13 protein-coding genes are annotated in these 15,435 nt (G+C 72.2%); 4 read left to right on the top strand and 9 right to left on the bottom strand.

Annotated elements, in window-relative coordinates; genetic code table 11:
* Positions 1–31: 31 nt before the first annotated feature.
* The 3 genes from O7612_RS13250 to O7612_RS13240 form a co-directional block, all read right to left on the bottom strand.
* On the bottom strand, positions 32–1,117 hold the full coding sequence (locus tag O7612_RS13250) for a branched-chain amino acid aminotransferase (protein WP_282273532.1): 1,086 nt from the start codon (positions 1,115–1,117) through the stop codon (positions 32–34).
* A 179-nt stretch (positions 1,118–1,296) separates the two neighbouring features.
* Positions 1,297–5,568, bottom strand: a complete 4,272-nt coding sequence (locus O7612_RS13245; RefSeq protein ID WP_282273531.1) for a family 43 glycosylhydrolase — start codon at positions 5,566–5,568, stop codon at positions 1,297–1,299.
* A gap of 173 nt (positions 5,569–5,741) precedes the next feature.
* Positions 5,742–6,032, bottom strand: coding sequence for a GNAT family N-acetyltransferase (locus O7612_RS13240; RefSeq protein ID WP_282273530.1), 291 nt, complete (start codon positions 6,030–6,032; stop codon positions 5,742–5,744).
* Positions 6,033–6,166: 134 nt separating this feature from the next.
* On the opposite strand from O7612_RS13240, the gene O7612_RS13235 reads away from it, so the two are divergent.
* Entirely contained in the window at positions 6,167–6,727 is a 561-nt protein-coding gene (locus tag O7612_RS13235) for a GNAT family protein (RefSeq protein WP_282273529.1), read from the top strand.
* Between the two features lie 4 nt (positions 6,728–6,731).
* On the opposite strand, the gene O7612_RS13230 is transcribed toward O7612_RS13235, so the two are convergent.
* Positions 6,732–7,337, bottom strand: a complete 606-nt coding sequence (locus O7612_RS13230; RefSeq protein ID WP_282273528.1) for a YdeI/OmpD-associated family protein — start codon at positions 7,335–7,337, stop codon at positions 6,732–6,734.
* A gap of 124 nt (positions 7,338–7,461) precedes the next feature.
* Positions 7,462–8,055 carry a TetR/AcrR family transcriptional regulator gene (locus O7612_RS13225; protein ID WP_282273527.1) on the bottom strand — a complete coding sequence of 198 codons (594 nt, stop codon included), beginning with the start codon at positions 8,053–8,055 and terminating at the stop codon, positions 7,462–7,464.
* Positions 8,056–8,114: 59 nt separating this feature from the next.
* Here O7612_RS13225 and O7612_RS13220 point away from each other — a divergent pair, with 59 nt between their 5' ends.
* The gene (locus O7612_RS13220) at positions 8,115–8,855 is read left to right on the top strand and encodes an SDR family oxidoreductase (protein ID WP_282273526.1); all 741 of its coding nucleotides are present in this window, start codon (positions 8,115–8,117) and stop codon (positions 8,853–8,855) included.
* A gap of 201 nt (positions 8,856–9,056) precedes the next feature.
* Here the strand turns inward: O7612_RS13220 and O7612_RS13215 are convergent, their stop codons facing one another.
* From O7612_RS13215 to O7612_RS13205, 3 genes are all read right to left on the bottom strand, one after another.
* Positions 9,057–10,772 carry a cellulose binding domain-containing protein gene (locus tag O7612_RS13215; protein WP_282273525.1) on the bottom strand — a complete coding sequence of 572 codons (1,716 nt, stop codon included), beginning with the start codon at positions 10,770–10,772 and terminating at the stop codon, positions 9,057–9,059.
* A 285-nt stretch (positions 10,773–11,057) separates the two neighbouring features.
* Positions 11,058–11,642, bottom strand: coding sequence for an NIPSNAP family protein (locus O7612_RS13210; protein ID WP_282273524.1), 585 nt, complete (start codon positions 11,640–11,642; stop codon positions 11,058–11,060).
* Positions 11,639–12,064, bottom strand: coding sequence for an Rrf2 family transcriptional regulator (locus tag O7612_RS13205; RefSeq protein ID WP_282273523.1), 426 nt, complete (start codon positions 12,062–12,064; stop codon positions 11,639–11,641). The genes O7612_RS13210 and O7612_RS13205 overlap by 4 nt, the downstream gene beginning before the upstream one ends.
* 257 nt (positions 12,065–12,321) lie before the next feature.
* Between O7612_RS13205 and O7612_RS13200 the strand changes: the two genes are divergently transcribed.
* Together O7612_RS13200 and O7612_RS13195 are read left to right on the top strand one after the other, a co-directional pair.
* Positions 12,322–12,621, top strand: a complete 300-nt coding sequence (locus O7612_RS13200; RefSeq protein WP_282273522.1) for a hypothetical protein — start codon at positions 12,322–12,324, stop codon at positions 12,619–12,621.
* On the top strand, positions 12,621–14,267 hold the full coding sequence (locus tag O7612_RS13195) for an amidase (protein ID WP_282273521.1): 1,647 nt from the start codon (positions 12,621–12,623) through the stop codon (positions 14,265–14,267). Before O7612_RS13200 ends, O7612_RS13195 begins: the two co-directional genes overlap by 1 nt.
* 160 nt (positions 14,268–14,427) lie before the next feature.
* Here O7612_RS13195 and O7612_RS13190 read toward each other — a convergent pair whose 3' ends face one another.
* Positions 14,428–15,297, bottom strand: a complete 870-nt coding sequence (locus O7612_RS13190) for an LLM class F420-dependent oxidoreductase (protein WP_282273520.1) — start codon at positions 15,295–15,297, stop codon at positions 14,428–14,430.
* Positions 15,298–15,435 lie beyond the last annotated feature (138 nt).

The raw sequence follows: 15,435 nt of genomic DNA, 5'->3' as shown, positions 1-15,435 counted from the left end.
GCCGGAGCCCCGCGAGCCACCGGGACGGCCGCTACCGGACCCGGCGCATCCAGCCGTACCGGTCCTCGGCCCGACCGGACTGGATGTCGAGCAGGTGCCGCCGGAACTCCCGGGTGTGCCTGCCCGGCGTCCCGTCACCGACGGTCAGGGTGAAGTCCTGGTTCTTCAGGCCGACGATCGGGGTGATCACGGCCGCCGTGCCCGCCGCGAAGGCCTCGGTCAGCGAGCCGTCGGCGAACCCGGCGCGCAGCTCGTCCAGGTCGATCGTGCGCTGCACCGGCTCCAGCCCGTGCTCGGCGGCGAGGGTCAGCACGCTGTCCCGGGTCACCCCGTCGAGGATGGTGCCCAGGCCGGGGGTGAGCAGCCGGTGGTCGCGGGTCACGAAGAAGACGTTCATGGTGCCCGACTCGTCGATGCTGCGCCGGTCCTCGCCTCCCAGGTACAGCACCTGCTCGCAGCCGTGGTCCAGGGCCTCCCGCTGCGGGGCCAGACTCGCCGCGTAGTTGCCGCCGCACTTGGCCGCGCCGGTGCCCCCGATCGACGCCCGGCTGTAGGTGGTGCTGACCCAGAGCGTGACGCCGGTGACCCCGTCTGGGAAGTACGACCCCGCCGGGCAGGCCAGCACGCAGTAGGTGGCCTGGCGGGCCGGGCGCACCCCGAGGAACGCCTCCGCGGCGAACATGAACGGACGCAGGTAGAGGCTCTGCTCACCCCCGTACGGCGGCACCCAGGCCTCGTCCGCGCGGACCAGCGCGGCCACGCTCTCGACGAAGGTCTCCTCGTCCAGCTCGGGCAGGACCAGCCGACGGGCCGACGCGGCGAACCGGCGCGCGTTGAGTTCCGGGCGGAACAGCCAGATGCTGCCGTCGGCGTGCCGGAACGCCTTGAGCCCTTCGAGGATCTCCTGCGCGTAGTGCAGGACCGCCGCGCCGGGATGGAGGGTGAACGGTTCCAGCGCACCCACCCGGTGGTCGTGCCAACCGGCGTCCGCCGACCACACGGCGGTCGCCATGTGGTCGGTGAAGTACCGGCCGAAGCCGGGGTCGGCCAGGATCTCCTCCCGGGTCCGTGGCGGGGTCGGGTGGTCGGTGGGGACGAACGGGAACTGCGCGGTCATCCGGGCTCTCCTCGCGAGGGGTGTCGGCGCACACGACGACGTGTCGTCGCACGTCACCGCCCCATCATGTCCTGAGGGGACGCTCACGTGGGGGCGGCCGGCGACGTCGACGGTGGCCCGGACACGTGGACGCGCCGCCCGACCGGGGTTCCGGTCGGGCGGCGCGTCTCCGGTGGCGGCTAGCGGACCGCGGGGATCCGCAGGACGCCCACCTCGCTGACGTTGCCGGCCACGTCGACCGCGCGGTAGCGCACCCCGTGGGCCCGCTCGTCCAGCGGCACCGGCCCGGTCCAGGTGGTCCACTCCCCGCCGTCGAGCCGGTACTCGACCCGGGCCACCCCGGAATCGGTGTCCCGGCCGGTGACGACCAGGCTGCGGTCGACCAGGGCCGCCCCGGCGGTCGGCGCGACCCGGTCCACCCGGACCGGCACCGACCACGGCTCGCTCCAGAACAGGTTGACCCCCTGTGCCCGGTACCGCACCGTGTGCCGGCCCGCCGGCAGGGCCACCGGCTCCCGGTACGGGAACCAGCCTTCCCCGTCGATCTGGTACTCCACCAGCCGGATCAGCTCGCCGTGGGCGAGGGTGAGGGCGGCGTTCGCGCCGTACCACCCGTCGGTGCCCGGGTCGGTGATCCGCAGCCGTGGCTGCCCGCCCCGGTACCGCAGCGGCTCGACACCGCTCAACGTCGGCACCACCGGGATGACGGTGCCGTCGTCGGCGAAGTACAGCCGGTCGATGGTGGTCTCCCGGTGGGTGCCGTCGCCGCCCGGGACGGCGAACCGGTGGTACGCCACGTACCAGTCGTCGGTGCCCGGCACCTGGATGATCGAGTGGTGCCCGGTGCCGAGGATGCCCTGGCCCGGGTCCTTGCTGAGGATCTCCCCCCGGCTGGTGAACGGCCCGAGCGGGCTGCTGCCCGTCCCGTAGCCGACCCGGTAGTTCTCGCTGCCGGTGTCGTCGATCGACCAGGACAGGTAGTACACGCCGTTGCGCTTGTTCAGGAACAGGCCCTCGCGGAAGCCGGTGAGCCCGGTCAGCCGGACCCGCCGGGCGACGTCGTACGAGATCATGTCGTCGTTGAGCGGCACCACGTACGGCGTGCCGTTGCCCCAGTACAGGTAGCTCTTCCCGTCGTCGTCGGTGAAGACCGCCGGGTCGATCTGCTGGGCGTTGCCGTAGTCGGCCTTGCTCACCAGGGGCCGGCCGAGCGGGTCGACGAACGGCCCGAGCGGCGAGTCGGCCACGGCGACGCCGATGTTCTGCTGGGCCGAGAAGTACAGGTAGTACTTCCCGTTCTTCTCGATCGCGGCCGGCGCCCAGGCGTTGGTGTCCGCCCAGCTGACGTCGGGTCCGAGGTCGAGGATGGTGTCGTGGGCGGTCCAGTCGACCAGGTTGCGGCTGGACCAGACGGTGAACGTCGAGCTGCCCCAGCCGGGGAAGCCGTCGGTGGTGCCGTAGATGTAGTAGGTGTCGCCGAACCGGACGATGTTCGGGTCGGCGTTGAAGCCGGGCAGCACCGGGGTGTTCATCGGCACCGCCCGGACCGTCCAGACCCGGCTGGCCCCGGCGGCGCTGGTGACGGTGACCGCCACCGGCCGGGTGTAGTTGCGCGGCCCGGCGGGCTTGACGGTGGAGGTCGGCGCGACCAGGTAGCGCGGGGCGAGTCTGGTCAGGTCGGTGCCCGGCCGGACCGGCAGGGTGATGGTGCCGGCGGCGGCGTCCACCACGGCCGGGACCTTGAGGCTGTCGAGTTCGACGGCGACCACGCTGGTGCCGTTGCTGCCGAGCGCGGCGACCTCGGCGTCGCTGAGCGCCCGGTTGTAGAGGGAGAAGTCGCGGATCCGGCCCTTGAGGTAGCGGTCGCTGGCGTACTGGGAACGGCCCAGGTAGTTGGCGGTGGTCCGACCGCCGCCGATGTCGCCGGGGGTGAGGGTCAACCCGGTCTTCTCGGCCACCCGTACCCCGTCCAGGTAGAGCCGCGCGGTGCCGGCCCGGTTCAGGGTGTACGTCAGCGTCTTCCACGCTGCCCGGGGCAGCGCCCGGCCGCCGGTGACGGTCTGCTCGCCGGTCCAGTTGCCGAGGCTGATCGAGGTGCGGTAGTCGTTGCCGGTGGTGAACAGGTAGCCGTTGCCGACGCCGGCGGCGTCGGTGTTGCCGAGCCCCCAGACGAAGTACGGGGTGGCCTGGTCGGCGGCGATGTTCACGTCCATCGAGACGGTGATCTCATCCAGCCCGGACATGATGTTGTCGGGCAGGTCGACGTGGCCGTCGGTGCCGCCGAGGGTGAGGCTGCCGGCGTCCCACCGGGCGTCGCCGGCCAGGGTGGCGTGGTGGCCGTTGCCGGAGTCGTCGGTGACCGTGCCGCCGCTGGCCTGGTCGAGCCGGTAGTGGGCCACCACCCCGTCGGCGTTCGCGCTGACCGGCGGCGGCGCGTCGGTCAGCGCGTCGAGTTCGGCGCGGGTGACCGGGATGACGGTGCCGTGCCGCGGGCTGGCCGGCAGCCGGTAGGAGGCGGGCACCTTCCAGTTCGGCCTGGCCAGGTCGTCGGTGCCGAGCGGGATGTAGCCCCGGCCGCCGTACTCGTCGACGAACAGGTAGTACCGCGAGCCGGAGGTGTCGCCGGGGTTGGCCTTGAAGACGGTGGGCCCCTCCACGGCGGAGGTGCCGGCGTCGCGGCCGATGCACGAGTCGAGCATCGTCCAGGCCGGTCGGCCGGGCAGGTCGACGGCGGTCAGCGAGGGGGACCTCTCCTGGATGATGTCGGAGCAGCCGGTGCCGCCGCCGCCCTCGTCCTTGGTGAACCGGTAGTAGGTGTCGCCTTCGCGGATCATCGTGGAGTCGATCCGCGACTCGCCCCGGTCCTGCCAGATCGTCGCGGGGCTGAACGTGACGAAGTCGCGGGTGGTGGCGGCCAGCATCCGGTTGTACGTGTTGCCGGTGTGGTCCGGGTCGTTCTCGGCGAACAGCTTGGAGGCCCAGAAGACCAGGTACTCGCCGCGCTCGGCGTCCCAGTACGCCTCGGGTGCCCAGGTGTTGCCGGCGGTGGGCGGGGAGACCTCGACGTGCCGCTGCGCCGACCAGTTGACCAGGTCGGTGGACTCCCACACCTCCAGATAGCGGCTGCCCCGGCGCTGGGCGGCGTCCCAGTCGCCGTTGCGGCCGATCGACAGGTCGGTGGCGATCAGGAAGAACCGGTCCCCCTCCGGGCTGCGGATCAGGAACGGGTCGCGCAGCCCCCGGGTGCCGTGGGTCGACTCCAGTTTCGGCTGCCCGCCGTTGACCTCGGTCCACTGGAGGGCGTTGTTGCCCCGGCTGGCGGCGAAGTAGATCTTCTCCCCGGCGATCGAGTTGCCGGTGAAGTAGCTGAACGCGTATCCGGCGTACGGCGCGGGGGCCGGCAGCTCCCGCACGGTCAGCGCGATGGTCCGCTCGACGGTGGCGCTGCCGACGGTGACCGTGGCGGTCACCGGCACCGTCGTGTCGCCGGTGCCGTGCGCGGGACGACGCACCAGGCCGTCGGCGGTGACCACCTCCGGTCGGGCCGAGCGCCAGCGGACGGTCGCGTCGTGCCGGCCGGTGGTGGGCATGGTCAGGTTGCCGCGGACGTCGTCGGCGTGCACCAGGGACAGCGCGGCGGCGGCGGACTCGGCCCGGGTCTGGTCGGACTCCTCGGGCCGCACGATCGCGGCGACCTCGGCGGCGGTGAGCGCCCGGTCGTAGATCCGGAAGTTGGCCACCCGTCCCTTGAGGAGCCGGTCGGTGGCGTAGGTGGACCGACCGAGGTGGTTGCTGGTGGTGACGCCGTTGCCGACGGCGCTGGGTGGCACGGTGACGGCGGTGTTGCGGGCCACCTGCACGCCGTCGGCGTAGAGGGTGCCGGTGGTGCCGGTCTGGGTGTAGGTGACCGACTTCCACACCCCCCGGGTCAGGTTGCCGCCGGTGCCGGTGACTTTCTCGCCGGCCCAGTTGGTGGTGGTGATACCGGCGCGGAACGCGTCGCCGCTGGCGAACAGGTAGCCGGTGCCGGCGGCGGAGGTGGCCGGGTTGCCCAGACCCCAGAGGAAGTACGGGGTCTGCTGGGTCGGGTCGACCATGACGTCGACCGCGACGGTGAGCGACGACCGGCCGGCGAGGATGTTGTCCGGCAGCTTGACGTGGTCGTCGACGCCGTCGAGCAGCAGCCCGTCCGGGCCGGTCCAGGTGCCGCCGCCGACCAGGGTGCCGTCGTTGCCGTGTCCGGAGGTGTCGGTGATCGTGGTGCCGGTGCGCTGGTCGAGGTCGTAGCGCAGCAGCAGCCCGGCGGTGACGTCGGCGGCTGCCGCGTCGGCCGGTGTCGCCACGGCGGGGGTCAGCGCGGCGAGGAGGGTGAGCAGGGTGGCGGTGGCGAGGGTACGGGTGCGGCGGGGGGCGGGGGTGGTGTGGTGGTCCCGGGGAACTGCTGAGCGCATGGGGGGATTCCTCGGTGTCATGTGAGCGTTAACAGGCTGGAATTGTCAGCGCAACAAACAGACCCCGTCAAGGAGACGAACCCCGCCGCTGCGCTGCGCTCACGCCCGCTCACCGCCCGACCACCCGACACCCGCCCCGGTCCCCGTCGAGCGACCGGAACCGTCCCGGCGGGCTACCTGATCCTGCGGGTGGACCGGACCACGATGTCGGCGTACTCCGGGTGCCGGCCCAACCAGTCACTGAGGAACGGGCAGATCGGCACCACCGTCCGCCCCCGGGCGCGGGCGTCGTCCATGACCGCGCGGGCCAGCGTCGAGCCGACCCCCCGACCCTCGAAGGCTGGATCGACCTCGGTGTGCGTGTAGGCGATGATGGCGCCGGTCAGCTGGTAGGTGACCAGCCCGGCCAGCGCACCGGTCTCGTCACGCGCCTCGAACCGCTCCCGGTCCGGCGCGTCTGTCACAGTCAACTCCACCGGACCATCCAAACACGCCGGCCGGGCGAGCAGCGACGAACGCCCGCCGGGGCGTACGGTACCCGGGGCATCGGCGGAAATGCCCACCGGTCTCGACGGTGGGTGGGCTAGAGTCCCGCCGCATGGACGGCGTCACGCTCCGCACCCCCCGCCTTCACCTGCGCCCGGTACGCGACGGCGACATCGACCGGATCCTCGAGTACCGCAGCCTCCCCGAGGTCACCTACTGGCTGCTGAGTACCGAGGTGGAGCCGGCGGCGTTCCGGGCGGCCTGGCGGCGGGCGGCGGAGAACCCCGACGACCACAGCCGGGCGGTCACCCTGGACGGCCTGGTGATCGGCACCGTCTCGCTCGAGGTGCTGGACGGGATGGGGCAGCCCGGCATGCCGACCCGCACGGAGGCCTCACTCGGCTACGTCTTCGACCCGGCCCACCGGGGCCACGGGTACGCGACCGAGGCGGTCGCCGCGATGGTGGCCCACGCTTTCACCGGGCCGGGTGTCCGCCGGATCACCGCCGGGTGCTTCGCCGACAACCTCGCCTCGGTGCGGGTGCTGGAGAAGGTCGGGATGCGTCGGGAGCAGCACGGCGTCGGTGACTCCTGGCACGCCGAACGGGGCTGGGTGGACGGCTACACCTACGCGCTGGACGTCGACTCCTGGCACCGGACGGCCCCCCGCTGACCCTTCACGGCGGGTGCGGCGGCCGGGCCTTCTGCGGGTGGACCGTCTCCTGACGGGCCAGCATCGCGACGAACTCGCCGATCTTCCGCTCCCGGGTCTGCGCCCGTTTGACGGCGTTGAGGCGGTGGGTGAGCGCGAACCGGTTGGCGCTGGTCAGCACGTCGAACATGGCCTGGGCGGCGGGGTCGGCGGCGATCGCGGCGAGCAGGTCGGCGGGCACCTCGGACTCCGACGGCGGGGCGTAGGCGGCGTCCCACCGCCCGTCGGCCCGGGCGGCGGCCACCGCGGCACGGCCGGCGGGCCGCATCCGACCCTGCTCCTCGAGCCGGGCCACGTTCGCGACGTTGCGTTGCGACCAGGAACTGCGCGGCCGGCGGGGGGTGAACCTGATCCAGGAACTCTCCTGGTCCCGCTTGCGGGCCTGCCCGTCGATCCAGCCGAAGCACAGCGCCTCGTCGACCGCCTGCTGCCAGGTCAGCGTCGTGACCGTGCCGCCCTTCCTGGTCAGGGCGAGCCAGACGCCGGGCGAGGTGTCGTGGTGGGCCGACAGCCACGCGCGCAGCGCGTCCGCGTCGGCGACGATCAACTCATCCAGCTCGGCGCTCACCATGCCGGCAGGCTAGCCGCCACCGGTGACATTCCCGCCCGGGTCGGTGCCTCGTCGGCCGCCCCGACGCCGCCTCCCACCCGCGCCGCACCGGGCCGGCTGCCGGAACGCCGGCCGGTCGGTCCGGTCACCGGCCGGGCACGCGGAGACCGTCGACGAGGATGGCCAGCAGGCGCGGCCCCCGGCTGTCCAGCTCGGTGTCGTCCAGTCGGGAAAGCCAACCGATCAGGACGATGACGTCCCGGGCCTCGACGTCGGCGCGAAGGCTGCCGGCCGAACGACCGGCGGCGAGCAGCAACTCCACGGCTTCGCCGATCGGGCCGAGACTGTGCGCGGCGAGATCACGCCAGGTCGCCGCCTCGACGGCCGCGAAGACGTCCCGCTTGATCCGGGCGTAGGCGGCCACCCGGTCGAACCAGGCGGCCAACGCCGCCACCGGCGGGTGGCTGGCCAGCAGGCGCGGGGCCGCGGCGACCAGGTCGTCGACTTCGTGGCGGTACACCTCGACGAGCAGGTCCTCCCGGGTGGGGAAGTGCCGGTACAGGGTGCCCTGCCCGATGCCGCAGGCCTTCGCCACCGCGTTGAGCTTCAGCTCGCCCGGTTCGCGCACCAGGTCCCGGGCCACCTGGAGGATGCGTTCGCGGTTGCGCCGCGCGTCGACACGGGACGCCGCCGCGCCCCTGGCAGCAGACGCCGCCGCACCCTTGACAGAAGCGGACACGTGTCCGCTAGGCTGGTCGGAGTAACCGGACATGTGTCCACTATACCCCGAGGAGCATCATGACCATCCCCGGAAAGGTCGTCGCGATCACCGGCGCCAGCAGCGGCATCGGCGCGGCCACCGCCCGCCACCTCGCCGCGCTCGGCGCATCCGTCGTCCTCGGCGCCCGGCGCACCGACCGGCTCGACCGGTTGGTCGCCGAGATCGGGGCCGCCGGCGGCACGGCGGTCGCCGCCCGGGTGGACGTCACCGCCCCGGACGACCTGCGCTCCCTGGTCGCCCTCGCGGTGGAGCGTTTCGGTCGGCTGGACGTCCTGGTGGGCAACGCCGGGATCAGCCGACTCAGCACCCTGGCCGAGCTGGACGTCGAGGGCTGGTCGGCGATGGTCGACGTGAACGTCAAGGGCGTCCTGCACGGGATCGCCGCCGCCCTGCCCGTCTTCACCCGCCAGGGCAGCGGTCACCTCGTCACGGTCGTCTCGACCTCCGGCCTGAAGATCACTCCCACCCAGGCGGTGTACGCCGGGACGAAGAACGCGGTGCGGACCCTACTGGAGGGCCTGCGGCAGGAGAGCACCACCGGAGCGCTGCGGACCACCTCGATCTCCCCCGGTTACGTGCGTACCGAGTTCGTCGACCGGGCCATCGACGACCCCGCGGTACGCGAGGAGGTGCGGCAGACCATGGCCGAGATCGGCCTCGACCCCGGCGCGGTCGCCCGCGCGATCGCCTTCGCCATCGACCAGCCCGACGACGTCGAGATCGGCGACCTGACCATCCGACCGACCCGCCAGGGCTGACCCGGCCCGGTCAGTCCCGTCGGCGCGGTCCCCCGGGACCTTGACCGGCCCGGCGCGTCCGTTCCGCCACCCGTCTGACGGTCGGGTGTTCGCCCACGGCACCGACTCTGCCCTCACGCCGCGTGCGGAGCGGGCACCCGCGACGGGTACGGCCGCCGCGGTGTCCGCGGCGGCCGTACGGGGATCGCTCCGGTCGACCGGTCAGACGACCGTGCAGGGGATGCCGTTGAGGGTGAAGGCGGTCGGCTCGGCGGTGTTGCCGGTGTGACTGCCCTGGAAACCGATCTCGACGGTGGCTCCGGGGGCGATCGTGCCGTTGTAGCTGACGTTGCGGGCGCTCACCTGGCCGCTGCTGGGCGAGATGGTGGCGCTCCAGGCCGACGTGACGGACTGGCCCGACGGCAGCGTGAAGGCCAGCGTCCAGCCGTCGATCGTCGAGCTGCCGGTGTTGGTGATGCTGATGCTGGCGGTGAAGCCGGAGTCCCAGGTGTTCATCGTGTACCCGACCCGGGGACCGGTCCCACCGGAGGTCGGGGTGGGGGTCGGCGTCGGGGTCGGGGTGGGCGTGGGGGTCGGCGTGGGCGTGTTGGTGGGGGTGGGGGTCGGCGTGGTGCCGCTCATGCTGGTCACGAAGGTCATCACGCTCCGGGCGGGGAGCGTGACGGTCAGCGAGCCGTTCGTCATGGTGAGCGCGCCCTGCGGTGCGACGTTCCGGCTCCCGTCGGTGAGCCAGTTCGAGACGCTGCTGGACCCGGTGACGCCGGACAGGTTGAACTGCTGGCTGACCGACGAGGTGTTCTTGTTGACCGCGACAATGACGATGTTGTTGCCGTTGCGGTACGCCGAGACGTAGACGTTCGACGCCGGGTTCGCGGTGGCGTCGATCCGTACGTAGCCCGGGCGGACGAACCTGGCGAAGTGCGCCATCATCGCACCGCGCTTGCTGATCTGGCCGTCCTCGCGCATGGGGCCGTAGCTGCGCCGCAGGTACCACCAGACGTACGTCTGGAACTCGGCGTCCACCATCGAGCGGTGGATGTGCTCACCGACGTCGAGCGCCTCCGGCCAGGCGTCACCCGAGTTCGCGTTGCTGTTCGGGTAGTAGACCTCCGTCATCCACAGTTCCTTGCCCGCGCCCTTCTGCTTGAACAGCGGGTACGGGAAGTTGGAGTAGGAGGTGCCGTAGAGGTGCGCCCCGATGATGTCCACGTTGGCCAGCGCGGTGGCGTCGTTGAGGATCGGGTCGGACATCGACTTGACGTACTGGAACGATTCCGGCGCCATCACCCGGGTGCTGATCACCCCGGAGTTCTCCTTGAGGAACTTGATGATCTCGCCGGAGGTCCACCACGTCCAGTCGTGCGCGTAGTCGGGCTCGTTCTGCACGGAGATGGCGTAGAGCGGCACCCCGTTGTTGCGCATGTAGACGGTGAAGTCGTTCAGGTGCTGGGCGTAGGCGCCGTACGAGCTGGCCCGCAGCCGCTTGGCGTTGGTCTGGCTGCCCCGGGTGAACGTCTCGATCATGCTGGCCGGCGGGTTCCACGGCGACGCGAAGACGGTCACTCCGAGCTCGACCGCGCGCTTCGCCGTCGCCAGGTCACGGCTGAAGTCCGCCTGGCTCTCGCCGACCGGGATCCGCAACACGGAGAAGCCCAGCCGGCCCTCACCGGTGCCGAACGCCGTCTCCCGCTGGGCGGCGGTCAGGTCGCCGATCCAGGCCGCGTGGACCATCGCGCCGAAACCCTTGATCGTCTGCCGCTGCGCCGACGGGTTGATGCTGGCCGGCGCGGCCGAGGCCTCCGTGGCCCCCAGGGCCGCCGTGGCCGCCGCGACGGGCACGGCTCCGATCGTGGTCAGGACGGCTCTGCGGCTCAGCCGCCGTCGGCCGCTCTCCGGTTCGTTCTGCTCGTGCGTCATGTCTCGTCCTCCTGGGCTGATGGTGGTGGTACGCACTTCCCCGGTTACCTGAGCCCGGACGGCACCGGCCTACTGCTCGTCGGAGGGGGTTTGATCATGACCCGACACCGACACGCAAATCTCGATCGATTTACGTCATTGTTAACGTTAACCGACCGGACTCTAGTTTTCACCCCCCACGAGGGTCAAGGACTTGTCGCCCGACAGGGCCGCTGACCTGCGTGGATCAGGACAGCGGCACCGACGGAACAGGTGACGCGGTATCGATCGTCGCCGTTGACCTGCTCAGTACAGACGGGAACGGCGGGTGGGACGCAGGCGGTGCTGCTCGGTCCGCGTCACCCCGGCGGGAACATCCCTCCGCAGCGGTGCGCGGGTCAGCCACACCAGCACGTGCACGTTCTCGCGGACCGGGAGCCGGGGATAGTCGTTCGGAGCGTACTCGGTCCGCAGCACGGCCAGGACATCCGGCGGGATGTGGGCGGGCACGGGGAGCGGCTCCGCCCCGTGCCAGATCGTCACGTACAGCACGGATTCGGGGTCGGCGGCGTCGCGGTCGTACGTCGGCACCGCGACGATCTCCCGGAGCAGCAGCACGTCGTCCGAGTCGAGCATGGTCGCGTTCGCGGCCGGCCCGTGCCGGGCCCACACCGGTCCGGAGTAGAAGGCCGTCAGGCCCCTGCGGCGCGCGGACATGTCGGTGAAGCCCCGCAGCCACACGAACCGGTCGGGCCGGTCGAGGTCACGGAACTGGCCCAGCACGGCCATTCCCCGCTCCTCCTGGGTCTCCACGAACTCGCGGTCGAACAGCTCGACCAACTCGTCACGGCGTCCCGCCCGCAGCGTGTAACAGCGCAGTTCGACGATCACGACAGGATCCTCTCCAGCACGTCGGCGACGGTCCAGCGCGCCAGCGAGGCCCGGAACGAGTCGGTCGCCTCGCCGTACAGGTCGGCGAGGACGGGACGAATCCCCAGTCCCACCGGGCACTCCAGGTTGGGTACGCCGGGATGCAGGGCGAGCAGCGGCTCCGGCGAGACGGCGAGCCAAACGTCCGACAGCGTGATCTCCGCTGCCGGCCGCCCGAGGGAGAAGCCCGCGCCGTTGCCACGACGGGCCGTCACCAGGCCGGCCCGGTGCAGGTCGCCGAGGCTGCGCCGGACGATGACGGCGTTCGTGTTGATGCTCGCCGCCACCTCCTCGGAGGTGAGCACCAGCCGACCTCGACGCCTGGCCAGCTCCAGCCAGGCCAGGGCGTGGGCCGCGATCGTCACCCTGCTGTTCGCCGCCACCCGGACAGTCTCACCGAGCGGGCCGCCAGAAGCAACAATTTCTATTACTTCAGATCGCCCGCACCCGACGGACGCGACGCCGGACGGCGGCACCGCGCCCCCCTCCGTCGACGGTGGAGCGCGATGGGCGCACGTCGGGAGGTGCCCCACCACGGCATTGACCTGCGTGGCTTCACGACGCCGAGATCAACTTGTCACGTTGGTGACACGATCCGGCTCGACAGTGGGTCATCGTCGCCCACCCCTCAAGGAGCGTCATGGCCCCCACCCCACCGACCGACGCGGAACTGGACGTCCTCATCCGCGCCCGGCTCGCGTCGCTCGGCATCGACCTCGACCAGTTGCCCGCCGGCACCACCGCCGACCCGCAGACCGGCTCCCCCGGGCGGGACACCGTACTGGCCTCGCTGCGCTCGTTCGTCCGCGGCACGGTCGGCACCCTCGCCGCCTACCAGCCGCCCGCCCCGGCGGGCACCGACCCGGCCGTGGCCCGGGCGTTGTCCCAGCAGCCCGCGCCGATGCTCTACCCCTCGATCAGCACGGAATGGCGGAAGTGATGAGCACAGCACCTGCCGACCACAGCGTCGACCGTCGCGCCTTCCTCGCCCGGACCGCCGCGCTGGCCACCGCCTCGGCGGTCGGCGGCGTCGTCGGCCTGCCCGCCGTCGCCTCGGCGGCCGGCAGCACCCGAACATCGGCCGTGCCGGCCGGTCGCTACAACCCGGCACTGGCCGTGCCCAACGCCTACGTCAAGCCGCGTCCGGAGGCGGTGGCCGACCCGACCGAACTGACCATCGCCGAGGCCGCCTGGCTGATCCGGGCCGGCAAGCTCACCCCGGAGAAGCTGGTCGAGGCGTACCTGGCCCGGATCTCCCGCTACGAGACGACCTACCAGGCGTTCAACCTGGTGCTCGCCGAGCAGGCGGTCAAGGCGGCCCGCGCGATGGCCCGCAAGCCGCACCGGGGCGCGCTGCACGGCATCCCCCTGGCCATCAAGGACAACTACTACACCGCCGGGGTACCGACCACCGCCAGTTCCTACCTGTTCGCCGACTTCCGGCCGCCGTACGACGCCACGGCGGTGACCCGGCTGGTCACCGGCGGTGGGGCGATCGCGCTGGGCAAGACCCAGATGGGTCCGCTGGCCACCACCCGGGCCACCACCCCCAGCGGGGTGGTCACCACGGTCAACGCCTGGACGCCCACCAATCCGGGCACCGACCCCGGCGGATCGTCCACCGGCACCGCCACCGCGGTCGCGGGTCGGCTCGCCACCTCCGGCACCGGCACCCAGACCGGCGGCTCGATCACCGCGCCGTCCAACGCGCAGAACCTCACCGGGCTCAAGCCGACCATGGGTCGGGTGTCGCTGCACGGGATCATCCCGCTCAGCTACACCCGCGACCACCCCGGCCCGCTGGCCCGCGACGCCAAGGACGCCGCCATCATGCTCACCGCGATGGCCGGTGAGGACCCGGCCGACCCGCGCAGCCAGGGCCTGCCCGAGGTGCCCAAGCTGATCGACGCGGCCACCCCCACCTACCAGGGCGGCAAGCTCAAGCTGCGGTGGAAGACCCGGATCGGGGTGCTGCCCGGCTTCACCGCCGGCACCTCGGAGACCGCACTGGCCCGGCAGGCGTACCTGGCGAAGCTCGCCGCGATCACCGGCGCGACGATCGTCGACGTGCCACTGCCCGACGAGTGGGACCTGCTCACCGGCAGCGCGTTCAACAACGTACGGCTGCCGGAGCGTACCGAGCCGTTCCTGCCCTACCTGCGCACCGACCTGCGCGGTTTCGGGGTGTCGGTGACCGGCTGGTTGCAGGGCGCGCTGCTGGGCGGCGGCGAGTTCATCACCGGCCAGCGGGCCAAGCTGCTGCTGATGGAGCGGGTGCTCGACCAGCTCTTCGCCGGCTGCGACGTGGTGGTGCAGACCGGTCCGGTGCCGTTCGACATCCTCGGCCTGCCCGAGATCGGCTTCCCGATCGGGTTCACCGCCGCGGGACTGCCGATCGGCACCATCCTCGGTGGCCTGCCGTACGGCGAGGACCGGCTGCTGTCGGTGGTCGCCGCCTACCAGGCCGTCACCGACTGGCACCTGCGGCGGCCGGCCGACCCGCCGGCCACCCCGGCGACGGCACGCGGCGCGGCCCCGGCCGGTCTGCGGCTCACCGCCGAGGAGGTCGCCCGGCTCAGCCAGTGACCGTCAGGCCGTCCGCCCGCCGGTGAGCCGGCGGGCGGACGGCACCCGGCGGCGGACGGCACCCGGCGGCGGACCACAGCCGGCGGGCGGAGGTGCCGCCGGCAGCGCATCCCGGCCGGATCGCCGGCGGCGGCACCCGGTGGGTCGGGTCGGCCCACCGTCAGCCGATGGCAGTCAGCTTCGGCAGTACCTCGGTGGCGATCCGCCGGGTGAACTCCACCGGGTGCCGGTCCGGGGTGACCTGCACCTCGCAAACCCCGAGCGCGGCGTACTCGGCCACCTCGGCGAGGAACCCGTCCGCGTCGGCCAGCGGCGGCCGCATCATGATCACCGTCTTGTCGATGGCGTCGTAGTCCCGGCCCTCGGCGGCGCAGTGCCCGCGCAGCACGTCCAGTTTGTGCGCCACCTCGGCGGGACTGCTGCCGAACAGGTTGCAGGCGTCGGCGTACCGGGCCACCAGCAGCAGGGTCTTCTTCTCGCCACTGCCACCGATCATGACCGGCGGGTGGGGCCGTTGCAGCGGCTGCGGCGAGTTGAGCGTCTCGGCCAGCCGGTAGTGCCGGCCCTCGAACGGCCCGTTGTCGTCGCTCCACATCTGCCGGCAGATCCGCAGCGTCTCCTCCAGCCGCTCGAACCGCTCGGCCACCGGCACCACCGGCACCCCGAGGCCGTGCTGTTCGCGCTCGTACCAGGACGCGCCGATGCCGAGCCGGGCCCGGCCGCCGGAGAGCACGTCCAGGGTGGTCACGATCTTGGCGAGCAGCCCCGGGTAGCGGTACATCACGCCGGTGACCAGCACGCCGAGCGTCATCCGCGAGGTCCGCGCCGCGACGAAACCCAGCGTCGTGTACGCCTCCAGCATCGGCTCCTCGGCCGGGGCCATGGCCTCCATCTGGAAGTAGTGGTCCATCACGGTGAACGACGCGAAGCCGGCCTCCTCGGCGACCGTGGCTGTCTCGACCAGCGTGGGCGCGATCGCCGCCGGATCGGCCGGGGTCGAGTAGTTCCAGTAGTGCAGTCCGAGTCTCATCCCTCGCCACCTCCACACCGATCGTAGTGGCGCACGCGGCCGACCGCCGGCTGCCGCCGGTGGGGCGTCACCGGTGCGGCACCACACGGGTCAGGGCGGGCGACCCGGTCGTCGCCCGCCCCGCACCCGGTCCGCTCA

The sequence above is a fragment of the Micromonospora sp. WMMD987 genome (assembly GCF_029581435.1).
Classification (GTDB): Bacteria; Actinomycetota; Actinomycetes; order Mycobacteriales; family Micromonosporaceae; genus Micromonospora; species Micromonospora rifamycinica.
This window is presented reverse-complemented; position numbering and strand designations above follow the sequence as displayed.

Bases quoted from the DNA above. Each gene is read 5' to 3' on its own strand.
- O7612_RS13220 (WP_282273526.1), top strand. From the start codon at position 8,115: ATGACCATCCCCGGAAAGGTCGTCGCGATCACCGGCGCCAGCAGCGGC.
- O7612_RS13245 (WP_282273531.1), bottom strand. From the start codon at position 5,568: ATGCGCTCAGCAGTTCCCCGGGACCACCACACCACCCCCGCCCCCCGC.
- O7612_RS13230 (WP_282273528.1), bottom strand. From the start codon at position 7,337: ATGGTGAGCGCCGAGCTGGATGAGTTGATCGTCGCCGACGCGGACGCG.
- O7612_RS13200 (WP_282273522.1), top strand. From the start codon at position 12,322: ATGGCCCCCACCCCACCGACCGACGCGGAACTGGACGTCCTCATCCGC.
- O7612_RS13190 (WP_282273520.1), bottom strand. From the start codon at position 15,297: ATGAGACTCGGACTGCACTACTGGAACTACTCGACCCCGGCCGATCCG.
- O7612_RS13215 (WP_282273525.1), bottom strand. From the start codon at position 10,772: ATGACGCACGAGCAGAACGAACCGGAGAGCGGCCGACGGCGGCTGAGC.
- O7612_RS13250 (WP_282273532.1), bottom strand. From the start codon at position 1,117: ATGACCGCGCAGTTCCCGTTCGTCCCCACCGACCACCCGACCCCGCCA.
- O7612_RS13235 (WP_282273529.1), top strand. From the start codon at position 6,167: ATGGACGGCGTCACGCTCCGCACCCCCCGCCTTCACCTGCGCCCGGTA.
- O7612_RS13195 (WP_282273521.1), top strand. From the start codon at position 12,621: ATGAGCACAGCACCTGCCGACCACAGCGTCGACCGTCGCGCCTTCCTC.